This window comes from Mycolicibacterium aichiense (assembly GCF_010726245.1).
Classification (GTDB): domain Bacteria; phylum Actinomycetota; class Actinomycetes; order Mycobacteriales; family Mycobacteriaceae; genus Mycobacterium; species Mycobacterium aichiense.
Genome location: NZ_AP022561.1, coordinates 5,451,502 through 5,476,868, shown reverse-complemented (window position 1 = coordinate 5,476,868; position 25,367 = coordinate 5,451,502). Strand labels below are relative to the sequence as shown.

At 66.9% G+C, this 25,367-nt stretch carries 13 protein-coding genes; 5 read left to right on the top strand and 8 right to left on the bottom strand.

Features of this window, described 5'->3' with window-relative positions; all coding sequences use genetic code 11:
* Positions 1–227: 227 nt before the first annotated feature.
* Positions 228–11,249, bottom strand: a complete 11,022-nt coding sequence (locus tag G6N32_RS26280) for a type I polyketide synthase (RefSeq protein ID WP_115318220.1) — start codon at positions 11,247–11,249, stop codon at positions 228–230.
* 355 nt (positions 11,250–11,604) lie between these two features.
* On the opposite strand from G6N32_RS26280, the gene G6N32_RS26275 reads away from it, so the two are divergent.
* The 3 genes from G6N32_RS26275 to pe all read left to right on the top strand — a co-directional run bounded on the left by G6N32_RS26275 (position 11,605) and on the right by pe (position 17,183).
* Positions 11,605–13,014: a condensation domain-containing protein gene (locus G6N32_RS26275; RefSeq protein ID WP_115318221.1), complete on the top strand. Its 1,410-nt coding sequence runs from the start codon at positions 11,605–11,607 to the stop codon at positions 13,012–13,014.
* 78 nt (positions 13,015–13,092) lie between these two features.
* Entirely contained in the window at positions 13,093–16,071 is a 2,979-nt protein-coding gene (locus G6N32_RS26270) for an MMPL/RND family transporter (RefSeq protein WP_163789470.1), read from the top strand.
* A complete protein-coding gene (gene pe / locus G6N32_RS26265; RefSeq protein ID WP_115319008.1) occupies positions 16,068–17,183 on the top strand; it encodes an acyltransferase PE in 1,116 nt (371 codons plus the stop codon). The genes G6N32_RS26270 and pe overlap by 4 nt, the downstream gene beginning before the upstream one ends.
* Positions 17,184–17,201: 18 nt before the next feature.
* Here the strand turns inward: pe and G6N32_RS26260 are convergent, their stop codons facing one another.
* Complete coding sequence (locus G6N32_RS26260; RefSeq protein ID WP_115318223.1) at positions 17,202–17,840, bottom strand: GAP family protein; 639 nt, start codon at positions 17,838–17,840, stop codon at positions 17,202–17,204.
* 11 nt (positions 17,841–17,851) lie between these two features.
* Positions 17,852–19,564 (bottom strand): AMP-binding protein, encoded by a 1,713-nt coding sequence (locus G6N32_RS26255; RefSeq protein ID WP_115318224.1) that lies wholly within the window; start codon positions 19,562–19,564, stop codon positions 17,852–17,854.
* Between the two features lie 116 nt (positions 19,565–19,680).
* Here G6N32_RS26255 and G6N32_RS26250 point away from each other — a divergent pair, with 116 nt between their 5' ends.
* On the top strand, positions 19,681–20,163 hold the full coding sequence (locus G6N32_RS26250) for a flavin reductase family protein (protein ID WP_102807778.1): 483 nt from the start codon (positions 19,681–19,683) through the stop codon (positions 20,161–20,163).
* Positions 20,164–20,187: 24 nt separating this feature from the next.
* Here G6N32_RS26250 and G6N32_RS28520 read toward each other — a convergent pair whose 3' ends face one another.
* The 5 genes from G6N32_RS28520 to G6N32_RS26230 all read right to left on the bottom strand — a co-directional run bounded on the left by G6N32_RS28520 (position 20,188) and on the right by G6N32_RS26230 (position 24,373).
* Positions 20,188–20,343, bottom strand: a complete 156-nt coding sequence (locus G6N32_RS28520) for a hypothetical protein (protein WP_170310608.1) — start codon at positions 20,341–20,343, stop codon at positions 20,188–20,190.
* A 116-nt stretch (positions 20,344–20,459) separates the two neighbouring features.
* Positions 20,460–21,215, bottom strand: a complete 756-nt coding sequence (locus G6N32_RS26245; protein ID WP_115318225.1) for a succinate dehydrogenase/fumarate reductase iron-sulfur subunit — start codon at positions 21,213–21,215, stop codon at positions 20,460–20,462.
* A gap of 2 nt (positions 21,216–21,217) precedes the next feature.
* On the bottom strand, positions 21,218–23,134 hold the full coding sequence (locus tag G6N32_RS26240) for a fumarate reductase/succinate dehydrogenase flavoprotein subunit (protein WP_115318226.1): 1,917 nt from the start codon (positions 23,132–23,134) through the stop codon (positions 21,218–21,220).
* 37 nt (positions 23,135–23,171) lie between these two features.
* Positions 23,172–24,008, bottom strand: a complete 837-nt coding sequence (locus G6N32_RS26235) for a succinate dehydrogenase subunit SdhC (RefSeq protein ID WP_115318227.1) — start codon at positions 24,006–24,008, stop codon at positions 23,172–23,174.
* 68 nt (positions 24,009–24,076) lie between these two features.
* Positions 24,077–24,373 (bottom strand): Rv0250c family protein, encoded by a 297-nt coding sequence (locus G6N32_RS26230; RefSeq protein WP_083117409.1) that lies wholly within the window; start codon positions 24,371–24,373, stop codon positions 24,077–24,079.
* Between the two features lie 154 nt (positions 24,374–24,527).
* Here G6N32_RS26230 and G6N32_RS26225 point away from each other — a divergent pair, with 154 nt between their 5' ends.
* On the top strand, positions 24,528–25,289 hold the full coding sequence (locus tag G6N32_RS26225; protein WP_115318228.1) for an isocitrate lyase/PEP mutase family protein: 762 nt from the start codon (positions 24,528–24,530) through the stop codon (positions 25,287–25,289).
* Positions 25,290–25,367: the final 78 nt, after the last annotated feature.

Below are 25,367 nucleotides of genomic sequence, written 5' to 3'. Positions count from 1 at the left end.
TAACACTGGGTAACTATACCCACGGGTAATGGGAAATCAACCGCGTGTGAGCAAGTTCAGCCGACTAACCAACCCACCGGTCGGTTTGGGGCATTACCGCGGCGCCAAATTCAGTATCGGCTGGCTCTTTCAGGTCCCTGAGCAGTGCAAATGCGCCGAGGCGTGATGGGCGGGCGCAACGCCGCGGCGGTGCGATCTTCGTCACACCGCCGCGGAGTGGCCGCGTTTCATTCCTCCGACGAGGGTTCGGGCGCAGACTCCGCCGCGTCCGCAGAGTTATCCGGTGCCGGCTCGGCCGGGGGCTCGTCGGAATCCGGCAGCTGAGACACCAGATGCTCGGCGAGCTCCCCGATGGTCGGATGGTCGAACACCGCTGTCGGGCTGATGTCGAACTTCCCGCCGAACTGCCCGAACAACCGGTTGCGCAGTTCGACCGCCATCAGGGAGTCCGTGCCGAGATCCAGGAACCGGCTGGACGCGGCAGGCGGCTGCGCGAGGCGCAGGAAGCCCTGCACCTCTTTCTGCAGGAACTCGGTGATGAAACCGGCTCGCGCCGCCACCGGGAGTTCCTGAAGCTGCCGTAACAGCTCGCTGTCCCCGACCACCGTGCCGTCGCCGCTGGGCAGTACCTGATCCAGCAGTGGCGGACGGATGCCGCCGAGCACCTTCGCGGTCCGCTGCCAGTTGGCCTTGAGCACGGTGGCCTGCGCCGCGCCGTGCCGGATGGCCTCGCCGAGCGCTGCCAGCGCCGCGGACGGCTCAAGCGGCATCATGCCCTGGGCGCTGAGGTTGGCGACGGCGGCCTGTGAACTGGCCATACCGCCTTGACCCCACGGACCGAAGTTGACGGTGGTCGCGGGCAGCCCCTGCGCCCGTCGGTGTGCGACGAGTCCGTCGAGCAACGCGTTGGCTGCTGCGTAATTGCTCTGTGCGGGCGAGCCCAGCACCGCCGACGCCGATGAGTACAGGATGAAGAACTCGATGTCATCATCCTTGGTCAGCCGGTGCAGGTGGTGTGCGCCATAGGCCTTGGGCCGCAGCGTGGTTCGGAACCGGTCGAGATCCTGTTGCGGCAGCAGGGCATCGTCGAGCACACCGGCCAGGTGTGCCACGCCCGCCAGCGGGGGCAACTCGGCCCGGATCTTGTCCAATAGCTCGACGACCTCGGACTCGACGCCGACGTCGGCAGCGAAAACGTGGATCCGGCAGTGGAAGCGCTCGGCGATGGCGTCGATGGCCTGCTGAGCCTCCGCATCCGGAGTGCGGCGGCTGGTCAGTACGATGTCGCCGGCGCCGAGCTGAGCAAGATACGACGCCGTATGCAGGCCCAGCGCGCCCAGACCACCGGTGACCAGATAGCTCCGATCCCCGCGCGGTTGAAGCGGTTTGGGCATCTGCACCACGATCTTGCCGATGTGGCGCGCCTGCTGCATCCGCCGGAACGCGGTCCTGGCTTCGGTCAGCGGGTAGATCTCGGCGCGCACCGGCGTCCACTCACCCTTGGCCAGCCCGTCGGAGACCTCGACCATGAGCCGCTGGATGTGATCGGGGTCGGTCATCATCGTGACGTCGAGCGCGACGATCTCGTAGTCGATGTCGGGACGAAGTTCCGCCATCTGCTCGGCCGTCCAGATATCGCGCTTGGCGATCTCGGCGAACCGACCGTTCTTGGCGGTGGCCCGCACCGTCGCCTCGACGAAGCCCTCACTGGTCAAGGAGTTGAGCACCACGTCAACACCTTCGCCGGCAGTGTCCGCGAGGATTTGGTCGGCGAATTCGGTTGTGCGCGAGTCGTAGACGTATTCCACACCCATGTCCCGCAGCGTGGCGCGCTTGTACTTGCTGGCGGTGGCGAACACGGTCGCGCCGTGCGCGCGGGCCATCTGCACCGCGGCAAGTCCCACGCCACCACTGGCGGCGTGGATCAGCACCTTGTCGCCGGGCTTGAGCTTCGCCCAGTCGAATGCGAGCCGGACCGTGAGCGCCGCAGCGGGAATGGTGGCGGCGTCCACCGCACCGATCCCGTCCGGCACCGTTGCCAGTAGCGGTTCAGGTACGTTCAGCCGGCTGGCGAAAGCTCCCTGCATCGAACCGAACACGCGCTGCCCGACCTCGAATCGGGTCACCTCGGAGCCGATCTCGGTGACCACACCGCACAGATCGCCACCGATCGGGCCGGGATCGCCGGGGTACAGGCCGAGCACGTTGAGCACATCCCGGAAGTTGAGGCCGGCTGCCTCGATGCGGACCTGCACCTCGTTGGCCTTCGGCGGTGTCACCTCGATCTCGGCAAGGCGCAAGTTGTCGATCGCGCCGCGCTCGGTGGGCGCCAAGGCGTAGTCGTCGCTGCGCGGCATCGGCAGCTGGCCGTTACGGGCCCAGTGCAGCAGCCGGGATACCAGGAAACGGCCTTGTCGCACAGCCATTTCCGGCTCGACAACCGGCGTGCCAAGCGCACCGGCCACCCAGCGCAGTGACTCGTCGGAGCCGTCGGAGTCGATCAGGCGAACTCGCAGGCTCGGCTGCTCGGCGATCAGCGTGCGGCCCAATCCCCACAGCGCGGTTTGGACCGGATCGACCGGCTCGCCGGGCTCGGTGGCCACCGCACGTTCGGTGACGATCCACAGACCGTCGGCCAGCGTGTGGTTGCCCTCGGCCAACGCGGTCTGCGCGGCGCCCAGGAAGGTGGCGATCTGTGCCTCCAGGCGAGCGGCGAGCTCGGCGGTCGAGGCGTCGACTCCACCGTGTCCCGCCCCGGCGCCTTGCCTGCCACTGCGCCAGACGATTCCGCTGACCGCGGTACCGCGCTCGGCCGCCTCGGCGAAGACCCGCCGCCAGGACTGTGGATCCGCGGCCTCCTCCACCGTCACCGCACCGGGTACCTCGGCTGCGAGCGCGTCGAAGCCTGCGATCAGCCAGATGCCGTTCGTGGTCTTCTCGGTGTCATCCGCCGCCGGGGTCGCGATCTCCTGCCAGCCGAGGCTGTACAGCAGCCGGGTGGAGTCACCGCCGAGCCCGCGCATCAACGCCTCGCGCGGGGCGCGCTTGACGGTGAACTCGGCGATACCGCCGAGCATTTGGCCGTCCCGATCCAGGAAATCGAGGTCGAATACCTGGGTTTCGTTGTTGATGGTGTTCTCGTGCCAGCGGGCCCGGCAGTAGAACCGGCGCGGCATCTTCTCGGCGATCGTCACCTGTCCGTACCGCAGCGGCAGGAACAGGTCCGTCATCCCCTGCTCGGCGGCCAGTGTCGCGGGGAAGGCCGGGAAGGCCACACCGGTACACAGGTCCAGCAAGACCGGGTGAATGGGCTCAGTGCCGAGATGCTCACCGAGCTCATCGCCCACCGCGATGTCGCCGATCGCCTCACCCTTACCGACCGACAACGACTTCAGCGAGGTGGACCACGTTGGGCCCCAGGCCAATTCCATGTCAGCGAAGATGTCGAACAATTCCTGCGGACGGGTGCGATTCATCTGCTCGATCGCCTCGTCCGGGGCCACCGTGTCCGGCGGCGCCGCATCCGGGTCGATACCGGAGAGCAGGGTGCCGTCGGAGTTCAGCGACCACTCGGACTCCCGAACCCCGTAGGGCCGGCTGTGCACCTGGAACTTCCAGCCGTCGTCGACGGGATGCAGGGTCAGCTGCACCTCGCGGGAGGCCTTGTCGGGCAGGATGATCGGCTCGTAGAAGAAGACCTCCTTGACCCGCGCCGGAGCGCCCGCGGCGGCCATCGCCATTGCCGCATACGTCGCGCCGGGCACCACCACCGTGCCGTAGATGACGTGATGAGCCAGCCACGGCTGGGTCTTGACCGACAGCACATTCGTATAGACGGTGTCACCCGATGCCAGGTCCTTGGCGCTGCCCAGGATCCCGGATGCCGCGGTGCCGTCCGACCGGATCCCCGACGTCTTCGGCCAGTACCGGCGACGCTGGAAGGGATAGGTCGGCAGTTCGAGTCGTCGGCCCGAGGTGTGGAACCGGGCCGCGAAGTCCGGCCGGTGCCCGCAGATGTACGTCGTGGCAAGTGCTTCGGTCATCTGACGCTGGGCGTTGGCGCCCTTGCGCAGGGAGACGATCGCGCGTGGCGTTGCCGAGGTTTCCGGCCAGATCTGCAGTGCCGCGGCGGTCAGGATCGGCTGCGGGCCGACCTCCATCAGCACCGAGCAGCCCAGGGCGGCGACCGTGCGCACACTCTCGGTGAACTGCACCGGCTGGCGGGAGTGCCGCCGCCAGTACTGCGCATTGATCGGCGTCTCGGCGGTGAGCACCGCGCCGGTCCGGTTGCAGACCAGCGGCCGGGTCGGCACCGCGTACTCGAACTGTGTTGCGAACGTCTCGAATTCGTCGAGGACCGGATCCAGCAGCTCGGAGTGGAAGGCATGGCTGGTCTCCAGCCAGGTGCACCGGGCGCCGTCCTCGCTGCAGGCCGCGACGATCTGCTCCAGATCCTCGCCCGGACCCGACAGCACGGTGTTACGGCCGTTATAGGCGCCCACGGACACCCGCGGGAAGCCGGTCGCGGCGCGCTCCACGTAATCGGGGTCGGCGAACACCGCCACCATCCGGCCGCCCTCGGGGAGGCTGCCGAACAACCGGCCACGCTCGGCGATCAACCGGATGCCGTCCTCGAGGCTGAACACGCCCGCCACACATGCCGCGGCGTACTGGCCGACGCTGTGGCCAAGCACAACGTCAGGTTCGATGCCCCACGACTGCCACAGCCGGGCCAGGCCCATCTCGACGGCGAAGATCGCGGGCTGAGCGAATGACGTGTGCCGCAGCGTTTCCGCGTTCTCGCGGTCGCCGGAGAACAACACGTCGAGCAGCGGGCGCGGCAGCATCGGGTCGACGGCCTGCGCGCAGCGGCGCAGGGTGTCGGCGAAGACCGGCTCCGTTTCGAACAGTTCCTTCGCCATGCCCGGGTACTGGCTGCCCTGTCCCGGGAAGAACCACGCGGTGGTCGGCGGGTCGGTGCACTCGCCGCGGAGCACGCCCGGCCGCAGCCGGTTGGCCACCAAGTCGTCGAGCAGCATCTTGGCCTCGGACACGGAGTTCGCGACCACGGCCGCGCGGTGCTCGAAGTGCGATCGTCCCGCGCCGGCGGTGTAGCTCACGTCGGCCAGCGAGGCGTCGGGATGGGCTGCCAGCCAATCGGAGTAGCGCTGTGCCAAGGCCAGCAGACCGGGCCCGGACCGCGCCGACAGCGGCAGGACACTCAGCGGCTCACGCACCGGCTCCGGCGCGACGACCTCGACCGGGTCGTCGGCGGGATCGTCACCGAGCGCGGGCTGCGGTGCCTCTTCGATCAGTACGTGGGCGTTGGTGCCGGTGAAGCCGAACGAGCTGACCCCGGCACGGCGCGGCCTGCCGTTGGCCACCCACGGGGTCGCCTCGTCGACGACCTTCACGGGCAAGGAGTCCCATGGGATGTGCGGGGACGGGTTCTGGAAGTGCAGGTTCTGCGGCAGCAATTCGTTCTGCAGCGACAGCACGACCTTGATCAAACCGGCCACACCGGCAGCGGACTCAAGGTGCCCGATGTTGGTCTTGGCCGTTCCCATCAGCAGCGGACGGATCGGATCTCGACCGGCGCCATAGACCGCGGCGGCGGCCTGCACCTCGATCGGGTCACCGAGCGGGGTGCCGGTGCCGTGCGCTTCGAGGTAGTCGACATCGGCCCCGCCGAGTCCGGCACGGGTCAGCGCCGCCGAGATAAGCCGTTGTTGCGCACCGCCGTTGGGCACTGTCAGACCGCTGGACGCACCGTCCTGGTTGACCGCGCTGCTGCGAATGACCGCGGCGATCCGGTCGCCGTCGCGTTGCGCGTCGGACAGCCGCTTGAGCACCAGGATGCCGCACCCTTCACCGCGGACGTAGCCGTCGGCCGCCGCGTCGAAGGTCTTGCATCGGCCGTCGGGGGCCAGCATCCGGGCGCGTGACGCGGCGACGATCGACGCCGGGCTCAGCAGGACGTTGACGCCACCGGCCAGGGCCATGTCGCAGTCACCGGAGTGCAGCGCCTGGCTCGCCTGATGGACGGCGACCAGTGACGAGCTGCACGCGGTGTCCACCGCCATCGCGGGACCTTCAAGCCCGAGCGTGAACGCCACCCGGCCTGCGATCGCGTTGAGCGCGTTGCCGGTGATGAAGTGGGCCTCGAGGTTTTCGACCGACTCGCCGGACAGCAGATGCGAGTACTCGTTGGCGCCCACACCGACGAAGACGCCGGTGCGGCTGCCGCGCAACGCGGACGGCGCGTAGCCGGCCCGCTCCAGGCCCTCCCACGCGATCTCCAGCATCAGCCGCTGCTGCGGGTCGATCCAGACCGCTTCGCGCGGGGAGATGCCGAAGAACTCCGGATCGAAGCCGTCCACGCTCTCCAGGTAGCCGCCGCTGCGGGTGTAGATCTTGCCCGGTGTCTGCTGATCGGGGTCGTAGTACTCGTCGACGTCGAAGCGATCCTCGGGGATCTCCCGGATCGCGTCCACCGCGCCGGACAGCACATCCCAGTACGCGTCGGCGTCGGAGGCACCGGGGAACCGGCAGGCCACCGCGATGATGGCGATCGGCTCGTCGGTCGCCGCGCCCGCCAGCGACGCCGGTGCGGCCGCAAGCTGCGCACCCGCCTTCTCGTTGAGGTTGAGCACTTCGCCCAGCAGGTAGTCGGCCACGTCGGTCAGCCGCGGGAAGTCCATGGCGAGTGTGGCCGGAAGTTCCTTGCCGACAGCTTGTTCAAGACGGCGCCGAAGTTCGACCGCCATCAGAGAGTCCATGCCGAGGTCGAAGAAGCCGGCCTCTTCGCGGACCTCCGACGCGTCGACTCGGGTCACCTCGGCGACAGTGTTGCGCAGGTACTCCAGAACGAGCTTCTTGCGCTGCTGCACCGGTGCTGCGGTGAGCTGTTCGACCAGCCGGGTGGTGCCTGAGGACCCGGTGGCCGCCGGCAACGACTCCGGCACCTCACGCGCCACCTCGGCCAGCAGCGAACGGCGGCCGGCCTGCAGGTAGATCGGCAGGAAGCGGGCCCAGTCCATCCGCGCCACAACGGCTTCGGCCGGACCTTGCGAGCCGGCGGCGGCCATGATGTCGGCCATTCCGGCCAGTGCATCCGTGGGCGACAGCGTGCGGATCCCGCGACGGTCCAGCTGGGCGCGGGCGTCCTGGTCTGCCATGCCGGCCGACCACGGACCGAAGTTCACGCTGATGCCGTGCACGCCGCGCTCGCGCAGTCGCCACGTCAGCCCGTCGAGGAACGCGTTGGCCGCGCTGTAGGCGCTCTGGCCGTAGCTACCCCACACCGACGAGATCGACGAGGTGGACAGGAAGAAGTCCAGCTTCAGATCGGCGGCGGCCTCACTGAGATTCCAAGCGCCCCAGACCTTCCCGGAGAACACCCGGTCGATCTCGGTGCTGTCGAGCGAACTCAGTGGTGTGGTGCTGTTCTCGCCCGCGGCGTGGACGATGCCGGCCAGCGGCGGCAGCTCGGCGGCCACGGTTGCGAGCAGTCGTGCAACGTCGTGCGGGTCGGCGACATCGGCCGCGATCACCCGGACCGCGCAACCGTGTTGTTCGCCCAGGGCGTCGATGCGACGTTGCGCGGCCTCGTCGGGAGCGCGGCGGCTGGTCAGCACCAGCTGGCGCGCGCCGTGCGCGGCCAGGTAGCCGGCGATCTCCAGCCCGATCGAGCCCAGTCCGCCGGTCACCAGATAGGTCGCCTCCGAGCGCAATTCCAGCGGAGTCGAGTTCGGCTGGCCGGTCCGCCGTATCAGTCTCGGGACATGAACGCCGCTGTCGCGCAACGCGATCTGATCCTCGCCGGGCGCCGCCGTGACGACCTGCTTGATCAGTCGCGACCAGTCGTCTGCGCCGGTCCCGGCCAGATCCGCCAGACCGCCCCACACCTGCGGGTACTCCAGTGCCGCGACGCGGCAGAATCCCCACAGCCCGCTCTGCTCCGGCGCCACCGTGTCGGCGTCACCGACGCGTTGCGCGCCTTGGGTCAGCACCCAGATCGGGGTGCGCAGTTCAGCGGCGGCCGCGGCGCGGAACAGGCGCTGGGTACCCCCCAGCACCCGGTGCTGCATCCGCAGCAGCGACCGCATCGACGACTCGCCGTCGGAGTCCAGCGCCGCGACGTGCAGGATGCGCAACGCGGGCTCGTCCTGCGCCGCCGCGCTCAGTTCGGCGACCAGACGCTCCTCGTCGGCGTCGGATACCGGCAAGCCGAGGACGCGGTGCCGGTGGCCGTGTGCGGTCAGCGCATCGACCAGTGGCCCCATCACGGCTTTGTCGTCGCCGATCAGCAGCCACGCTGCGCCCTCGCCGACCTCGGTCGACGAACTGAGCGCCTTCTGCCAACGGATCTCGTAGCGGATGTCGGCGATCGATTGCGCGCTGCGCTGCCGATTGTGTTGGGCGGCAAGCTTGCTCAGCACCTCAGCAGCCGTGGTGGATCCGTCCCCGCCCAAGAGCGCGGCCAGTTCCTCGATCCGGCCGTCCTCGAGCAGCTGCACGGCCTCGGTGCGCGCGGCATCGCTGGCGGGCGACTGGGATTGCTTGCTCTGGTACCAGTACTGGCGATGTTGGAACGGGTACGTCGGCAGATCGAGCTTGCGGGCCGGCTCGTGCAACAGTGCGCCGAAGTCGGGAACATGTCCGGCGACATAGGCACCGGCCAGCGCCTCGATCAACTGGCGATGGTCGGCGCCGTTGCGACGCAGGGACGCAACGGCTTTGGGTGCGGTCGCCGGATCCGGCCAGGCCCGCAGGGCGGCGGCGGTGAGCACCGGCTGCGGCCCCACCTCCAGCAGCAACGCGCAGCCGAGTTCGGCCAGCGTGGCCACTCCCTTGGCGAACTGCACCGGCTGCCGCGCGTGACGTCGCCAGTATTGCCCGTCGAGCTTCGCGGTGCGACCGAGCGCCGCCCCGGTCCGATTGCACACCAGAATCCGCTGCGGCGCTGCGAATTCGAATCCATCGGCGTAGGCCTCGAACGCATCCAGCGCCGGGTCGAGGAGGGACGAATGGAATGCGTGGCTGGTATCCAGCCAGTCGCAGCGGGCACCGTCGTCCGACAGTTGGGCGACCGCGCGCTCCAGATCGGCGGCCGGTCCCGACAGCACGGTGTTGGCACCGTTGTAGGCGGCCACCGACAGGCTCGGGAACTCGTCGGTCAGGCTTTCCACCCGTTCCGGGTCGGCGAACACAGCGCACATCCGCCCGCCTGCGGGCAACTCACCGAAGAGGCGCCCCCGCTCGGCGAGCAGCCGCGCACCGTCCTCGAGGCTGAAAACCCCTGCGACGCAGGCGGCGGAGTACTGACCGACGCTGTGGCCGAGCACCACATCCGGCTCGAAGCCCCACGACTGCCAGAGCCTGGCCAAGCCCATCTCGACCGCGAAGATCGCGGGCTGGGCGTGCCGGGTCTGCTTCAGGGTCTCGGCGCCATCGGAATCACTCAGGCCAGTTCCAAAGACCATGTCCAGCAACGGCTTTTCGAGCACGCCGGCGACGGCTTCGGCACACCGGTTCATGGTGTCGGCGAACACCGGCTCGGTCTCGTACAGCTCGCGGGCCATGCCGGCGTACTGACTGCCCTGCCCGGGGAACAGCCACGCGGTCTTGGGCGCATCGACGCAGTCGCCGCGGACCAGTCCGGGAGCGGGCAGATCCTCGGCGAGCGCGCCCAGCAGCTCGCGCGCCGACTCGACGGAGTTGACCACCAGCGCGGCGCGGTGTTCGAAGTGCGCCCGGCCCGCTCCGGCGGTCAGGCACACGTCGGCGAGGGTGGCATCGGGGTGCTCGCCGAGCCAGCTGCGGTAGTCCTGTGCGCTCTGCACCAGGGCGGCCGGGGTGCGCGCCGACAGCGGCAGCACGGCGAACCGGCGGTCGTCCACCGCTGCACCGGCAGTGACCGGGCTGCTGACCGGTGCCTCTTCGAGGATCACGTGCGCGTTGGTGCCGGAGAATCCGAACGAACTGACGCCGGCGATGCGGGGGCGCTCCGAACGCTCCCAGGGCCGCAGCTTGTCGACGACCTGCACGGGGATCCGGTCCCACGGGATGTGCGGGGACGGGTTCGTGAAGTTGAGGTGCGGCGGCAGCTCGGAGTGCTCGAGCGACAGCACGACCTTGAGGACGCCTGCCACGCCCGCGGCGGCCTCCAGGTGGCCGATGTTGGTCTTCGCCGAGCCGATCAGCAGCGGCTGGCCGGCATCGCGGCCCTTGCCGAGCGCGGCCGCCGCGGCCTGAACCTCGATGGGGTCGCCGAGTGACGTCCCGGTTCCGTGGGCTTCCAGATAGTTGATGTCGGTGGGCGTCAGGCCTGCGCGATCCAGCGCCTCGGCGATCACACGCTGTTGGGCGACACCGTTGGGCACCGTCAACCCGCCCGAAGCGCCGTCGGAGTTGACCGCACTGCCGCGGATCACGGCGCGGATGTGGTCGCCGTCGCGGAGCGCGTCGTCCAGGCGCTTGATGGCGATCACACCGCAACCTTCGCCGCGCACGTAGCCGTCGGCGGCGGCGTCGAACGTCTTGCACTTGCCGTCGGGGGCCAGCATCCGCGAGTGCGAGAACGTGATCATGGTGGCCGGGCTGAGCATGACGTTCACCCCGCCGGCCAGCGCCAGATCGCATTCATCCAGCAGTAGTGCCTGGCAGGCCTGGTGAATCGCCACCAGTGAGGAGCTGCAGGCCGTGTCGACGGTGACCGCCGGGCCCTGCAGCCCCAGCCGGTAGCTGATCCGGCCCGCGGCGGCCGCGCTGGACGTGCCGATCGCCAGGTAGGCCTCGATCTCGGCATAGGTCAGCGCATCGGACGCCATCCCGAGGAAGTCATGGGTGGCCAGACCGACGAAAACGCCGGTCCTGGTGTTCGCCAAAGCCGTTGGTGCAGTGCCGCTGTGCTCGACAGCGCGCCACGCGGTCTCCAGCAGCAGACGATGCTGCGGGTCCATCAGATTGGCCTCGCGAGCGGAGACCCCGAAGAACGGTGCGTCGAATCCGGTGGCGTCGTCGACGAACCCGGCCCGCCGGGTGACCATCTTGCCCGCCGCGTCGGGGTCGGAGTCGAAGAACTCCTCGACGTCCCACCGATCGGCGGGGACCTCCGAAATCGCGTCCCGACCGGAGTGCAGGACTTCCCAGTACTGGTCCGCGTCCGCAGCTCCGGGAAGACGAGCCGCGTAACCGATGATTGCGAAACGGGGTGTCTGCTGCGTCGGACGTTCGGTGGGTGCCATCAGGTTGTGTTCTCCGCATCGGGCCGGTGAAGTGTCGCTGCGCTGTCGTGGGAGACCACGTCAGGGCCAGGAACAACTTCCGAACGGCCACGGCTCGGTCATCTCCCGACAGCGACGGCCGGCTCATCTCCCGACGGTCAGTATTGCACGGGCGTTGCTGAACGAGCGGGTTTCACCATGGTGTCCAGGGCTGCATGGCCAGGCGTTACCCGGTTGTTCAGGGCCTTTGGTCACTAGTTGTGACCAGGGGCTTTACGGGTCGACGGCAAACTGCCACAGCGACAGGCGCTATCTTGGTCTGGCCACCAGGTTGCCGGTCTCGAGGCCGTAGCCGCTCAGATCCGGGAGGGGAATTTTGCACATCGGGAAGATAACCATCGGCACAATCGATGATTGGTCGCCGAGTCCCGGTGTGGTGATTTCCTGGCACCCGACTGAAGCCGCAATGGAAAAAGCGCGCCAGGCGCCGGTCAGTTCGGTGCCGGTCAGCTATATGCAGGGCCAGCATATTCGCGGCGTATACGAACAGGACAAGGCCGGACTCGACTATTCGCGGCAGATCATCGCCACGTGTGAAGTTCCTGGTCAGTGCGATATCGACGCCATGAATCACGCGCTGAACGCGTATTTGCGCCGTCACGACACATACCGCAGCTGGTTCGAATATTCGGGTTCTGGAGATATTGTCCGGCGCACCATCGTCGACGCCGCCGATATCGAATTCGAACCCATCGACAACGGTGTGATGGCGGCCGAGGATGCGCGCAAACACATCGTCGATATTCCCACTCCCATGGAATGGGGGTGCTTTTCTTTCGGCGTCGTACAAAGTGACGATCACTTCGATTTTTATGCCAGCATCGACCACGTCCACGGGGACGCGGCGCTGATCGGGATCACCATGCTCGAGGCGCATGGCATGTACACGTCGCTGACCATGACCGGGCAGCCGATGGCGCTGCCCGAGGCGGGCAGCTTCGACGATTTCTGCATCCAGGAGCGCGAGGCCACCGCGGATCTGACCGTCGATTCGCCCGAGGTGCAGGCCTGGATCGAGTTTGCCGAGAACAACAACGGCACGCTGCCCGAGTTCCCGCTGCCGTTGGGCAATGCGCTGGAACCGACGGTCGCTGACATGGTCGGCGAGATGATCTTGGACGCCGATCAGACCGCGCGCTTCGAAGCGGCGTGCACTGCGGCCGGAGTTCGCTTCGTCGGCGGTCTGTATGCCTGCACGGCCATGGTGGAACACGAATTGACGGGCGCGACAACATATTTCGGGCTCACTCCACGGGACACCCGCAGAACCTCGGACAACTTCACCACCCAGGGCTGGTTCACCGGCTTGGTGCCGATCACGGTGCCGATCGCCGCGACTACGTTCGGCGAGGCCGCGTGGGCGGCGCAGACGTCGTTCGATTCGGGCCTGAGCCTGGCGCGGGTGCCCTATTACCGGGTGTTGGAGCTGGCTCCGTGGTTGGAGAAGCCGCACCCGAACTTCCCCGTCTCGAACTTCCTGCACGGCGGCGCCGCACCGCTCAACGCCGTCCTGGCGGCCGCTGACATGGGATATTCGAACAACATCGGGATCTACTCCGACGGCCGCTTCAGCTACCAGCTGACGATCTATATATTCCGGTACGAGGCCGGCACCGCGATGGCGGTGATGTTCCCGGACAATCCAACCGCCCAGAAATCGGTCGCCCGCTATATCGCGGCGATGAAGTCCGTATGCGGACGGATCGCCGACAGTGGGCATTGGTGACGTGCTTGATGGTTTCAGTGAAGTTCGATGCAGTGAAGGGGCGCGCGGCCTGAGGGTCTCGCGCAGTGTGAGGAAATTGTGCGACGGCTGACCGATTTCGTGGTGCGGTGGCCCTGGGCTGTGATCGGTGTCTGGGTTGCCCTGGCGGTTGCGCTTCCGCTGAGCTTCCCGAGCCTGACCGAGATGGCCCAGAAGCATCCGTTGTCGATGTTGCCGGGCGATGCCCCGTCCAGCGTGGCGGCGCGGCAGATGACCGAGGCGTTCTCCGAACCGGGCGGCGACGACCTGCTGCTGGTGGTGCTGACCGATGAGAAGGGTCTGACCCCCGCTCACGAAGCCACCTACCGCAAATTGGTCACGGCACTGCGCGACGATCAGCACGACGTCGTGATGCTGCAGGATTTTGTCGGAACACCGGCTCTGCGTTCATTTTTGACGAGTAAGGACAACAAGTCCTGGGTGGTGCCGGTCGGGCTCGCAGGCGCCTTGGGGACCCCGCAGTCCTATGAGGCCTACAACCGGGTGGCCAACATCGTCAAACAGAGCACCGCGGGCAGCCCGCTGGAGGTGCATCTGACCGGACCCGCCGCCACCGTCGCCGACCTCACCGTGGCGGGCGAACGAGACCGCCTGCCGATCGAGATCGCGATCGGTGTGCTGGTGCTGCTTGTGCTGCTGATCGTGTACCGCAATCCGATCACCATGCTGCTGCCTCTGATCGGCATCGGAATCTCGCTGGTGATAGCGCAATCGGTGGTCGCGGGGTTGTCGCACACCACCGGTCTGGGGGTGTCCAACCAGGCGATCATCCTGTTGAGCGCGATCATCGCCGGTGCGGGAACGGATTACGCGGTCTTCCTGATCAGCCGCTACCACGACTACATGCGCCGCGGTGAAGACTCCGACGCGGCGGTACAGCAGGCTCTGAACTCGGTGGGCAAGGTGATCACCGCATCCGCGGCGACCATCGGAATCACGTTCCTGGGCATCAGCTTTGCCAAGATGGGCGTGTTCTCGACGGTCGGTGTGTCATCGGCGGTTGGCGTCGGGGTGTCATTCCTTGCCGCGATCACGTTGTTGCCTGCCATCATTGCGCTCGCGGGCCCGCGCGGCTGGATCACGCCGCGCCGCGAACTGACCGCACGGTGGTGGCGACGGTCCGGTATCCGCATCGTGCGCAGGCCGCGGGCGCATCTCGTGGCCAGCGTGCTGATCCTGATCCTGCTGGCCAGCTGTGTGGGGCTGGCGCACTACAACTACGACGACCGCAAGGCCGTCTCACCGGGAGCGCCGAGCTCGGTGGGTTACACCGCTCTGGAGCGGCACTTCGACCTCAACCAGTCCATTCCGTCCTACGTGCTGGTCCGCTCGCCGCGCGATCTGCGCACCCCGCAGGCACTCGCCGACCTCGAGCAGATGGCGGAGCGCATCAGTCAACTGCCGAACATCGCGATGGTCAGCGGTATCACCCGCCCGATGGGTGAGGTGCCGCAGGAGTTCCGTGCCACGTATCAAGCCGGTCTGGTCGGTGACCGGCTCGGCACCGGCTCGGCGATGATCGCCGACAATATGGGCAGCCTCAACCGGCTGGCGGGTGGCGCCAACACTCTGGCTACCAATCTCGGTGACGTGCGGGGTCAGGTCGGTCAGATCACCAGCAGCGTGCAGAGCGTGGTCGACGCGTTCGGCTCCCTCAAGGGCCAGTACGGCGGCGACAAGCTCGTCAAGAACGTCGAGGTGGCGACCAAACTCGTCAACGCCGTCAACCGGCTGGGCAATTCGATGGGCGTGAGCTTCACGGCGGCCAGGGACATGTTCGCCTGGGTGGGCCCGGTGCTGGTCGCGCTGCACGGCAATGCGGTCTGCGACCTGGACCCGTCCTGCGCCGAAACCCGTGGGCACTTCCAGGCGTTGGTCGACGCACGCAACGACGGCACCCTTGACGAGATCAATTCGCTGGCAACGCAATTGCAGTCCATGCAGGACAAGCAATCGCTCAACGCGACGCTCAACCAGCTCAACGACGCATTCGCCCGGCTGACCAAGCTGATGAAACAGATGGGCTTCGATTCCCCGGGCGGCGCGCAGGCGGGCACGGCCAAGCTGCGCCAGGGTGCCGATCGTGCCGCCAGTGGAAGCCGGGAGGTGGCCAATGGCGTGGACCAGGTCGTCGACCAGATCAAGCTCATGCGCACCGGACTCGATCAGGCCGCCGCGTTCCTGCTGTCGATGAAGCAGAACGCCGCGTCACCGGCGATGGCGGGGTTCAACATTCCGCCAGAGGTTCTCGAGCTGCCTGATTTCAAGATGGCGTCGAAGATGTTCATCTCACCGGACGGGCATTCGGTGCGGTACCTGGTGCTGACCAAGCTCGATCCGTTCAGCGCCGCGGCGATGGATCAGGTCAACGCCATCAGTGACGCCGCCCGCAGCGCTCAGCCGAATACGTATCTGGCAGATGCCACGATCTCGATGGGCGGGTATCCCGCCGCGCTGCGCGACACCCGCGACTACTACCAGAAGGACATCCGCTTCATCATCGCGGTCACGATGATCGTGGTGCTGCTGACGCTGATGTTGTTGCTGCGCGCGGTCATCGCGCCGCTGTATCTGGTTGGCTCCGTGGTGCTTTCGTATTTCGCGGCACTCGGTATCGGCGTCCTGGTCTTCCAGTATCTATTCCATCAACAGCTGCACTGGACGGTGCCGCCGCTGGCGTTCGTGGTGCTGGTCGCGGTGGGCGCCGACTACAACCTGCTGTTCGCGTCGCGGTTGCGCGACGAGTCGGGCGACAGCACGCGCTACGGCGTGATCCGGACGCTGTCGTCGACCGGTGGCGTGATCACCGCGGCCGGATTGATCTTCGCGGCGTCGATGTGGGGCTTGTTGTTCTCCAGCATCGGTACCGTGGTGCAGGGCGGGTTCGTCATCGGCGCCGGAATCCTGCTGGACACATTCTTGGTCCGGACCGTGACCGTACCCGCCATGGCTACGCTGGTCGGAAAAGCGAACTGGTGGCCGTCACGATCGAGCTCGCAGGGGAGCGTCAAGGCATGAAGAAGCTACTCGCTGCGGCGACCACGCTGATCACGGTGTGCGCCACGGCCGGAATCGCGGCCGCAGACCAGCCGACCCCCGACCATCCGAACGGCGACGGTCCACCGATCGGCACGCCAGGCCGCGGATATGCCCTCGGCGGCGCGCATGTGCTCGGCATCCCGTACGACGAGTACATCCGCCGTACCGGTGCCCAGTGGTTCCCGGGCTTGGATCGCCAGATCGTCGACTACCCCGCCGGCCAGGTTCAGGGCCACACCCTGGAGCGCTTGTTCCCCGGTATCGGCAAGCTCGACGACAATTTCCCGGGCCTGGGTATCGACGGTCCGAGCATCGGCGAGTCGGTCGACGAGGGTGAGGGCAACGTCATCCGGGCGGTTCAGGCGGGCGGACCGGGCACCGCGATCGGTCTGTCGGAGGGCGCGATGGTGCTCAACGCCGTGCAGAACCGGTTGGCCACCGATCCGAATGCGCCACCACCGGATCAGTTGTCGTTCGCGACCTACGGCGATCCGATCTCCCCGCACGCGTTCGGCGCCGGCTTCCTGGCCCAGAACTTCCCGGTCGGCAGTGTCGTTCCGGCGCTGGACTACCGGATTCCGCCGCAGGTGGACAGCCAGTACGACTCCTACCGGTTCGTCTCCGCCTACGACAGCATCGCCGACTGGCCGGACCGCCAGGACAACTGGATGGCGTTGGCGAACGCGGTCGTGGGCCTGGCGACGGGTCACACCGCTGTCGCGTTCACCAACCCGAGCATGGTCCCCCCGCAGAACATCAGGACCACGGTCAACTCCAGGGGCGCGAAGACGACGACGTACCTGATCCCGGAACAGCACCTGCCGCTGGTATTGCCGTTCAAGTACCTCGGCGTTGACGAGGCGACCCTCAACAAGCTGGACGCGGTGCTCAAACCCTCAGTGGATGCCGGATATTCGCGCAACGACGATCCGCTGACCGCGCCCATCGAGGTCGACCCGGTCAACGGCTACGACCCGGCCGCCGTCACGGCGCCGGCCACCCAGGCCGCCTTCGGCGGCGGCACCGATCCGCTGTCCCAGCTGACGGCGGGGCTGCAGTACGTGTTGAACCACGGTCCCAGCGCACACTGAGCTACCCGGGCGACCCGCTCAGACGCCGAGCAGACCTGCCGCGAGTAGCACGACACCGACCACGGCCAGCAGCACCGCCACCTCGCGGCGGCGCCGTGCCCGGACCCAACCGTGCAGTCGGGTCATCGCCGCATGCGTGCGCTGCGGGGCCGCCAGATAGGCCAGCAGCGGAATCTCCACGAGCGCGAAGGCAATCACGGTGAACGTGAGCAACGCACCGAGCCGCACCGCGGGATCGGCGGTGCCGGCGCCGATCACCGCCAGCGCGGCCAGGTAGTCCACCGATGGCAGCGCGATCCCCAGCCCGGCCACTCCGGCGACCCACAAGGACGGACCGTCGAGCAGACGGCTCAGCCATCGTGGCACCGTCCGATCGCGGCGGCCTTTGGTGACCGCCAGAATGGCCGCGGCCGCCAGAGCCAGCGCGCCGATCACGATCTGCACCCTCGGCAGGGTGAAATGCGCCGAGGCCGGGATGTGCGATTCCAGCGCGAACAGCACCACCGCGCCGACCGACAAACCCATCACGAAGCCACCGCACAGGAACGCGGCCAGCTGCAGATGCGGTCGGGGACGGTTGAGCATCACCACCGACATGCCGATCCGAAACGGTTCCAGACTGACGGCCACAGCCATCACCAGCAGGGTGAACCACATCGGATGATCAGCTACGCATCCAACCGCACGAACTGTCCTTGCCGATAGTGGTCGACGCACGCGGCCCGGCGGATTTTGCCGCTGGTGGTGGTCGGTATCGCCCCGGGCTCCACCAGGACGATGTCAGCCACCTGCAGACCGTGGGCCCGCGAAATAGCCGCGACCACATCGCTTTTCACCGAGTCGAGGTCGGTATCGTCGCGGATCTTCAGTTCGACGACGGTGACCAGCTTTTCGGTCTCCTCATCGGACACCGCGATCGCCGCGACGCGGCCGCCGGTGATCTTCTGCACCGTTGCCTCGATGTCGTCGGAGTAGTGGTTGCGGCCACGCACGATCAGCATGTCCTTGATACGTCCCACGATGAACAGGTCACCTTCGGAGACGAAGCCCTGATCGCCCGTGCGCAGCCAACCGCTCGTCGGGACGTCGCCCGCCGGATCGGCCAGCGTCGCGCCGAACGCGGAACCGGTCTGCTCGGGTTTGCGCCAGTATCCGGCCGAGACGTTCTCGCCGTGCGTCCAGATCTCGCCGACGGTGCCGTCGGGGCATGTCTGGCAGGTATCGGCGTCGACGATGCGCACAAGCGGCGACACCGGCAGTTGGTACCGCAGCAGCTGGGTGCCACCGGGTTTGCGAATGGCGTTGCCCAGGGTCAGTTCGTCGGCGTCGAACTCGACCACCTCGGGCACCTCATTGGCGGTGCTGCTGGCGACGTAGACGGTGGCCTCGGCCAGGCCGTACGAGGGCGCCATCACCTCGGGGCGAAGGCCGATGGGGGCCAGGCGTGCGTTGAATCTGACCACGGTCTCCGGGTGGATGCGTTCGGCTCCGTTGATGATGCCGATGACGCCGCTGAGATCGAGGCCGTCCAATTCGTCGTCGGTGCTGCGCCGCGCGGTGAGGTCGAAGGCGAAGTTCGGTGCGCCCGACCAGGCATGCGGATGGCGGGCCAGCAGTTGCAGCCACCGCGCCGGCCGGGACAGGAACGCGATCGGGCTCATCAGGTCGGCCGGGTGCCCGCTGAAGATCGGAGCACCGATTCCGAGCATCAGTCCCATGTCGTGGTAGAACGGCAGCCACGAGACCAGGCTGGTCCCCGGTGGGAATTCGCCGCCGAAGTGCGGCACGTAGTCGGCCATCAACTGGTCGAAATTGGCGCACATATTGCGGTGCGAGATCATCACGCCTGCGGGCAGCCGGGTCGATCCCGACGTGTATTGCAGATAGGCGATGTCGGGGCCGTCGGGCACCTCGGCACCGGCGTCCCCGGGCGGCGCGTCGAGATCGAGGGTGTCCACGGCGATCGTGGCGATCACGGCGGCGCCGTCGTCGACGTACTGCGCGGCCACCTCGAACACCGCGGAGGTGGTCAGCACGACTGTCGGCGACGTGTCCGTCACCACCGCGCTGACCCGCTCGTCATGCGACCCGGGTACGGGCACCGAGAGGGGCACGGCGATGAAGCCGGCTTGCATGGCGCCAAGGAACGCGACGATGTAAGCCAGGCCCTGCGGCGCGATGATCAGCGCACGGTCGCCCGGGGCGCCCTGCTGGCTGATCTCCCGCGCGACGTTGAGGGTGCGGCGGTAAAGCTGAGACCAGGTCAGACTTTCGGCGACGCCGTCCCAATCCCGGTCGTAGTCGGTGAATGTGAACGCGACGTCGTCTGGCGTCGTACTGGCGCGCTCGCGCAGCACAGACAGGATGGAGACGTTCGGCACTGCCCAAGGCTACTCAACGAATATTTGAGCTGCGCCTGCCCCTAGGAGTCTCAATTCACCTCTGGCCGGGATTTATTCTGGCCGCGCCGACCGCTGCATGGGAAGATGGCGGCGTTATGAGCAACACAGAGCTGAGCCCCGCCTCGCTGCGTGAGGCGTTCGGCCATTTTCCCTCCGGTGTCATCGCGATCGCCGCGGAAGTCGACGGCGTCCGGGTGGGCCTCGCCGCCAGCACCTTCGTGCCGGTGTCGCTGGACCCGCCGTTGGTCTCGTTCTGTGTGCAGAACAATTCGGAGACCTGGCCCAAGCTGAAGGATCTGCCGTCCTTGGGTATCAGCCTGCTCGGCGAATCGCACGACGCCGCGGCTCGCACCCTGGCGGCCAAGACCGGCGACCGCTTCGCCGGGCTGGAGACGCACTCCCATGAGAGCGGTGCGGTGTTCGTGCACGGCACCAGCGTGTGGATGCAGAGCTCGATCGATCAGTTGGTGCCGGCCGGCGACCACACCATCGTGGTGCTGCGAGTCCAGGACATCACTGTCCATGATGTGCCGCCGATTGTGTTCCACCGCAGCACATTCCGCAGACTGGGCATCTAACCCAGCCTGACCGCACTTTCGACGTCAGCGCTTGTCGGCGAGTTCGTCGCGGTAGCCGGCGACGCGGTGTTCGAGTTCATCCGCATCCGCGGTCCTGCCCTGCTTGCGGGCCAGCTCGGCGCGGGCGGACAGCTCGCGGATCGCGGTGCGGATGTCGTTGATGCTGTGCACAGTCCCCATCTGTTCGAGGCTACTCACGTCGGGTGAAATGCCAAGGGCCGCAGAAATCCGAAGATTCCTGCGGCCCTCAGTCCAGAGTCTCTACTTGTCGCGGCGACTCGACCTGATGGTTCCGCTCACTTCGTTCGCCGGAACAACTTATTGCCCAGCCAGACCACCGGGTCGTACTTCTTGTCGGCCACGCGCTCCTTCATCGGGATCAGCGCGTTGTCGGTGATCTTGATGTGCTCGGGGCACACCTCGGTGCAGCACTTGGTGATGTTGCAGAAGCCGAGGCCGTTCTCGTCCTGAGCCATGTCGCGGCGGTCGATGGTGTCCAGCGGATGCATCGACAGCTCGGCCTGGCGCATCAGGTAGCGCGGGCCGGCAAAGGACTTCTTGTTCTCCTCGTGGTCACGGTTCACGTGGCACACGTTCTGGCACAGGAAGCACTCGATGCACTTGCGGAATTCCTGGCTGCGGTTAACGTCCTCCTGCTGCATCCGGTACTCGCCGGGCTGCAGGTCCTTCGGGGGAGTGAACGACGGGATCTCCCGCGCCTTCTCGTAGTTGAAGGACACATCGGTGACCAGGTCGCGCATCACCGGGAACGTCCGCAGCGGCGTGATCGTGACGACCTCGTCCTCACCGAACGTCGACATCCGGGTCATGCACATGAGGCGGGGCCGGCCGTTGATCTCGGCCGAACACGAACCGCACTTGCCGGCCTTGCAGTTCCACCGCACGGCGAGATCGCCGGCCTGGGTGGCCTGCAGGCGGTGCACGATGTCGAGCACCACTTCGCCGTCGTTGACCTCGACGGTGTAGTCCTGCAGGTCGCCGCCGTCCTCGTCGCCGCGCCAAACCCGCAGTTTTGCGTCGTAAGCAGCCATTCTCAGCCCTTCCGGTCAGGGTGCTCGGCCAGTTGATCTTCGGTGTAGTACTTCTCGAGCTCGGTCAACTCGAAGGTCGCCAGCAGATCGGGCCGCATCACGGGCTGCTGCTCAGGGGTCACCGTCACGTCGGGCACGACCGCGTCCGCTTCACCCGGCGCGACTCGGCACACCAGCAGCTTGTTGCGCCAGTGCGAATCCATCTTCGGGAAGTCGTCGCGGGTGTGCCCGCCACGGCTTTCCGTGCGCGCCAGCGCGGCCTTGGCCACGCACTCGCTGACCAGCAGCATGTTGCGCATGTCGATCGCCAGGTGCCAGCCGGGGTTGAAGAGGCGGCCGCCCTCGACGACGACGTTCGCGTAGCGGGCCTTGAGCTCGTCGATCTTGCCCAGCGCCTCTTGGAGTTCACCCTCCTTGCGGATGATTCCGGCCAGGTCGTTCATCGACTGCTGAAGCTCGGCATGCAGGGTGTAGGGGTTCTCGGGGTTGTCCTTCGGCTCGAACGGCGCCAGCGCCAGCTTGGCGGCTGCGTCGACCGCCGTGTCCGACACCGTGGGACGCTCCGAGAGCGCCCGTACGTAGTCGGATGCACCGAGCCCGGCGCGCCGGCCGAACACCAGAAGGTCCGACAGCGAGTTGCCGCCCAGGCGGTTGGAGCCGTGCATACCGCCCGAGCACTCGCCCGCGGCGAACAGGCCCGGCGTCACGCCGGCGCCGGTGTCGGGATCGACCTCGATGCCGCCCATCACGTAGTGACAGGTCGGACCGACTTCCATCATGTCCTTGGTGATGTCGACCTCGGCCAGCTCGATGAACTGGTGGTACATCGACGGCAGCCGGCGCTTGATCTCTTCGGCGGGCATGCGGGAGGCGATGTCGAGGTAGACGCCGCCGTGCGGGGTGCCGCGGCCGGCCTTGACCTCGTCGTTGATGGCACGGGCGACCTCGTCGCGAGGCAGCAGGTCAGGGGTGCGGCGTGCCGAGTCGTTGTCCTTGAGCCACTGATCGGCTTCTTCCTCGGATTCGGCGTACTGCCCCTTGAACACGTCGGGGATGTAGTCGAACATGAAGCGCTTGCCTTCGGAGTTCTTCAGAACACCGCCGTCACCGCGGACACCCTCGGTGACCAGGATGCCCTTCACCGACAGCGGCCAGACCATGCCGGTCGGGTGGAACTGGATGAACTCCATGTTGATCAGGCCGGTGCCCGCGCGCAGGGCGAGCGCGTGCCCGTCGCCGGTGTACTCCCACGAGTTCGACGACACCTTGAACGACTTACCGATGCCGCCGGTGGCGAGCACCACCGCGGGCGTCTCGAACAGGATGAACTTGCCGGTCTCGCGCCAGTAGCCGAAGGCGCCGGCGATCTTGTCGCCATCCTTGATCAGGTCGGTGATCGAGCACTCGTGGAAGACCTTGATCCGGGCCTCGTAGTCGCCGAGTTCCTTCTTGTCCTCCTGCTGCAGCGAGACGATCTTCTGCTGCAGGGTCCGGATGATCTCCAGACCGGTGCGGTCACCGACGTGCGCCAGGCGCGGGTAGGTGTGGCCACCGAAGTTGCGCTGGCTGATCTTGCCGTCTTTGGTGCGGTCGAACAGCGCGCCGTAGGTCTCCAGCTCCCAGACCCGGTCCGGGGCTTCCTGCGCGTGCAGCTCGGCCATCCGCCAGTTGTTGAGGAATTTGCCGCCGCGCATGGTGTCACCGAAGTGCACCTGCCAGTTGTCCTTGGTGTTGACGTTGCGCATCGCAGCCGCACAGCCACCCTCGGCCATGACGGTGTGCGCCTTGCCGAACAGTGACTTCGTCACCACGGCAACCTTCAGACCGCGTTCCCGGGCCTCGATGACCGCTCGTAGGCCTGCGCCGCCGGCACCGATCACGACCACGTCGTAGGAATGCCGTTCGACTTCCACCGTCATTTGACCTCGCTCAAGCTATGGATTTTGAAAGTTCTTCTCAGCCAACAAATCTCAGGTCAGAGATGGTGCCGCTGGCCACCAGCATGACGTAGAAATCGGTGAACATCAGGGTGCCGAGCGTGATCCAGGCGTACAGCTTGTGCCGGGTGTTCAGCTTGCTGACCTGGGTCCAGATCCAGTACCGGATCGGGTGCTTGGAGAAGTGCTTGAGCCGCCCACCGGTGACGTGCCGGCAGGAGTGGCAGGAGATCGTGTAGACCCACAGCATCACCACGTTGCCGACCAGAATGATGTTGCCCAGGCCGAACCCGAAGCCACCGGGGCCGGTCTCGGAGTGGAATGCCACGATCGCGTCGTAGGTGTTGATCAGCGAGATGATGCCGGCGATGTAGAAGAAGTACCGGTGGGTGTTCTGGATGATCAGCGGAAAGCGGGTCTCGCCAGTGTATTTCGCATGCGGCTCGGCCACGGCGCAGGCCGTCGGGGACTGCCACACCGAGCGGTAGTAGGCGCCGCGGTAGTAGTAGCAGGTCAACCGGAAGAGCAGCAGGAATGGCAGCGACAGGAAGGCGTACGGCAGCAACGACAGCGGCCCGGTCGCAGGCAGGATCTGCGGCCAGAAGTCGCTCGCCTCACCGCATGCCTTGCTCAGGCACGGCGAGTAGAACGGCGTCAGGTAGTGGTACTGCGGGACGAAGAAGTGGTCCCGCTGGAACGCGCGCACGGTCGCGTAGATGACGAAAGCCGCGAAGCCGAGGTCCGTCCAGATCGGCGCTTTCAGCCAATTGTCGGTCCGCAGCGTGCGTTGCGGTATCTGGGCACGGCCGGGTGAGAAGACGCCGGTTTTCGGGCGGTTGGCCGCAGGTGCGCTCATCTACTGTGATCCCCTTCGCATGAACTCATCGGAGGGTACCCAGATCACGGCACCCGGTTAAATTCGGGTCAGCGGCGGTTGTGGCCGCCCACGCCCTCGTCGTCGACGTCGCGCCAGAACGCGGAGTCGTATGGGGTGTCGGGGATCCCGATCTTCTCGGTCGACGTCACGGCCGTTTGCTGGGTTAGGGCAAGCTCATTGGCGTCGATATCGAGAAGTTCCACGTCATTGAGGATGCGCTCGGCATCGTTGACGATTCGGCGCATTGCCGGACTGTCGGCGTAACGGCTCTTCAACGAGCTCACGCAGCGCCGCAATCCACCGATCAGATGGTGAAGTTCGGCCAATTCTGTGGTGGTGGACAAGGGGACCTCCCTGGGTGCGAAGGTGTTATGGATCACAGTACGACACCCGATGCTAGCCACATTCGGAACTCAACGTGAGACAGGTCACGTCGGGAATGGCGTTGCGGCAGTCGTGTTGCACAGCCCAGGATCGAGCCGACAGATAGGGGACCTGGTGTCCGATACGAGCAGTCTTGCCACGCGCGCCGACGCACTGCTGGCCTTGCACCAACCGGGCAACCCGGTGGTGTTGCCGACGGTGTGGGATGCGTGGTCGGCAAATCTGGCGGTGGCGGCCGGATTCGCGGCGCTGACCGTCGGCAGCCATCCGATGGCCGACTCCGTCGGCAAGCCGGACGGCGAGGGCATGAGCTTCGACGACGTCGTCGCCCGCGTCACCCAGATCACCTCGGCGGTGGACGTGCCGGTCTCGGTGGACATCGAATCCGGCTACGCGCAACCTGCCGAGCGTCTCATCGACGGTCTGCTGAGCGCCGGTGCGGTGGGCCTGAACATCGAGGACACCGTGCACAGCGAGGGCAAGCGGCTGCGGTCGTCGGCCGAGCACGCCGAATTGGTGGGCGCGCTGCGGGCCGCCGCCGACAGTGCCGGGGTGCACGTGGTGGTCAACGCCCGCACCGACCTGTTCCTGCGCAACGACGGCGACGACGCCGACCGGGTGGACCGGGCGATCGCCCGGCTGACCGAAGCGGCGGCCGCCGGAGCCGACGTGCTCTACCCGGTGGGCCGTCACGAACCGGAGACGTTGCGCCGCTTGGCTACTGAGCTACCGCTGCCGATCAATGCGATCGCGCTGCCGGAGTCCGACGACCCGGCGTCGTTCGGACCGCTGGGGGTGGGGCGGATCAGCTTCGGGCCGTTCTGGCAGCGGGCGCTGAGCGTGCGGGCGAACGAGATCCTGGACCGCTGGCGCTAGCAGTTCCGTCGAGAATGGGGGTTGTCGTCGAGAATTCGCCGCGAGAATTCGACAGCAACCCCCACGCTCGGCGAGGTC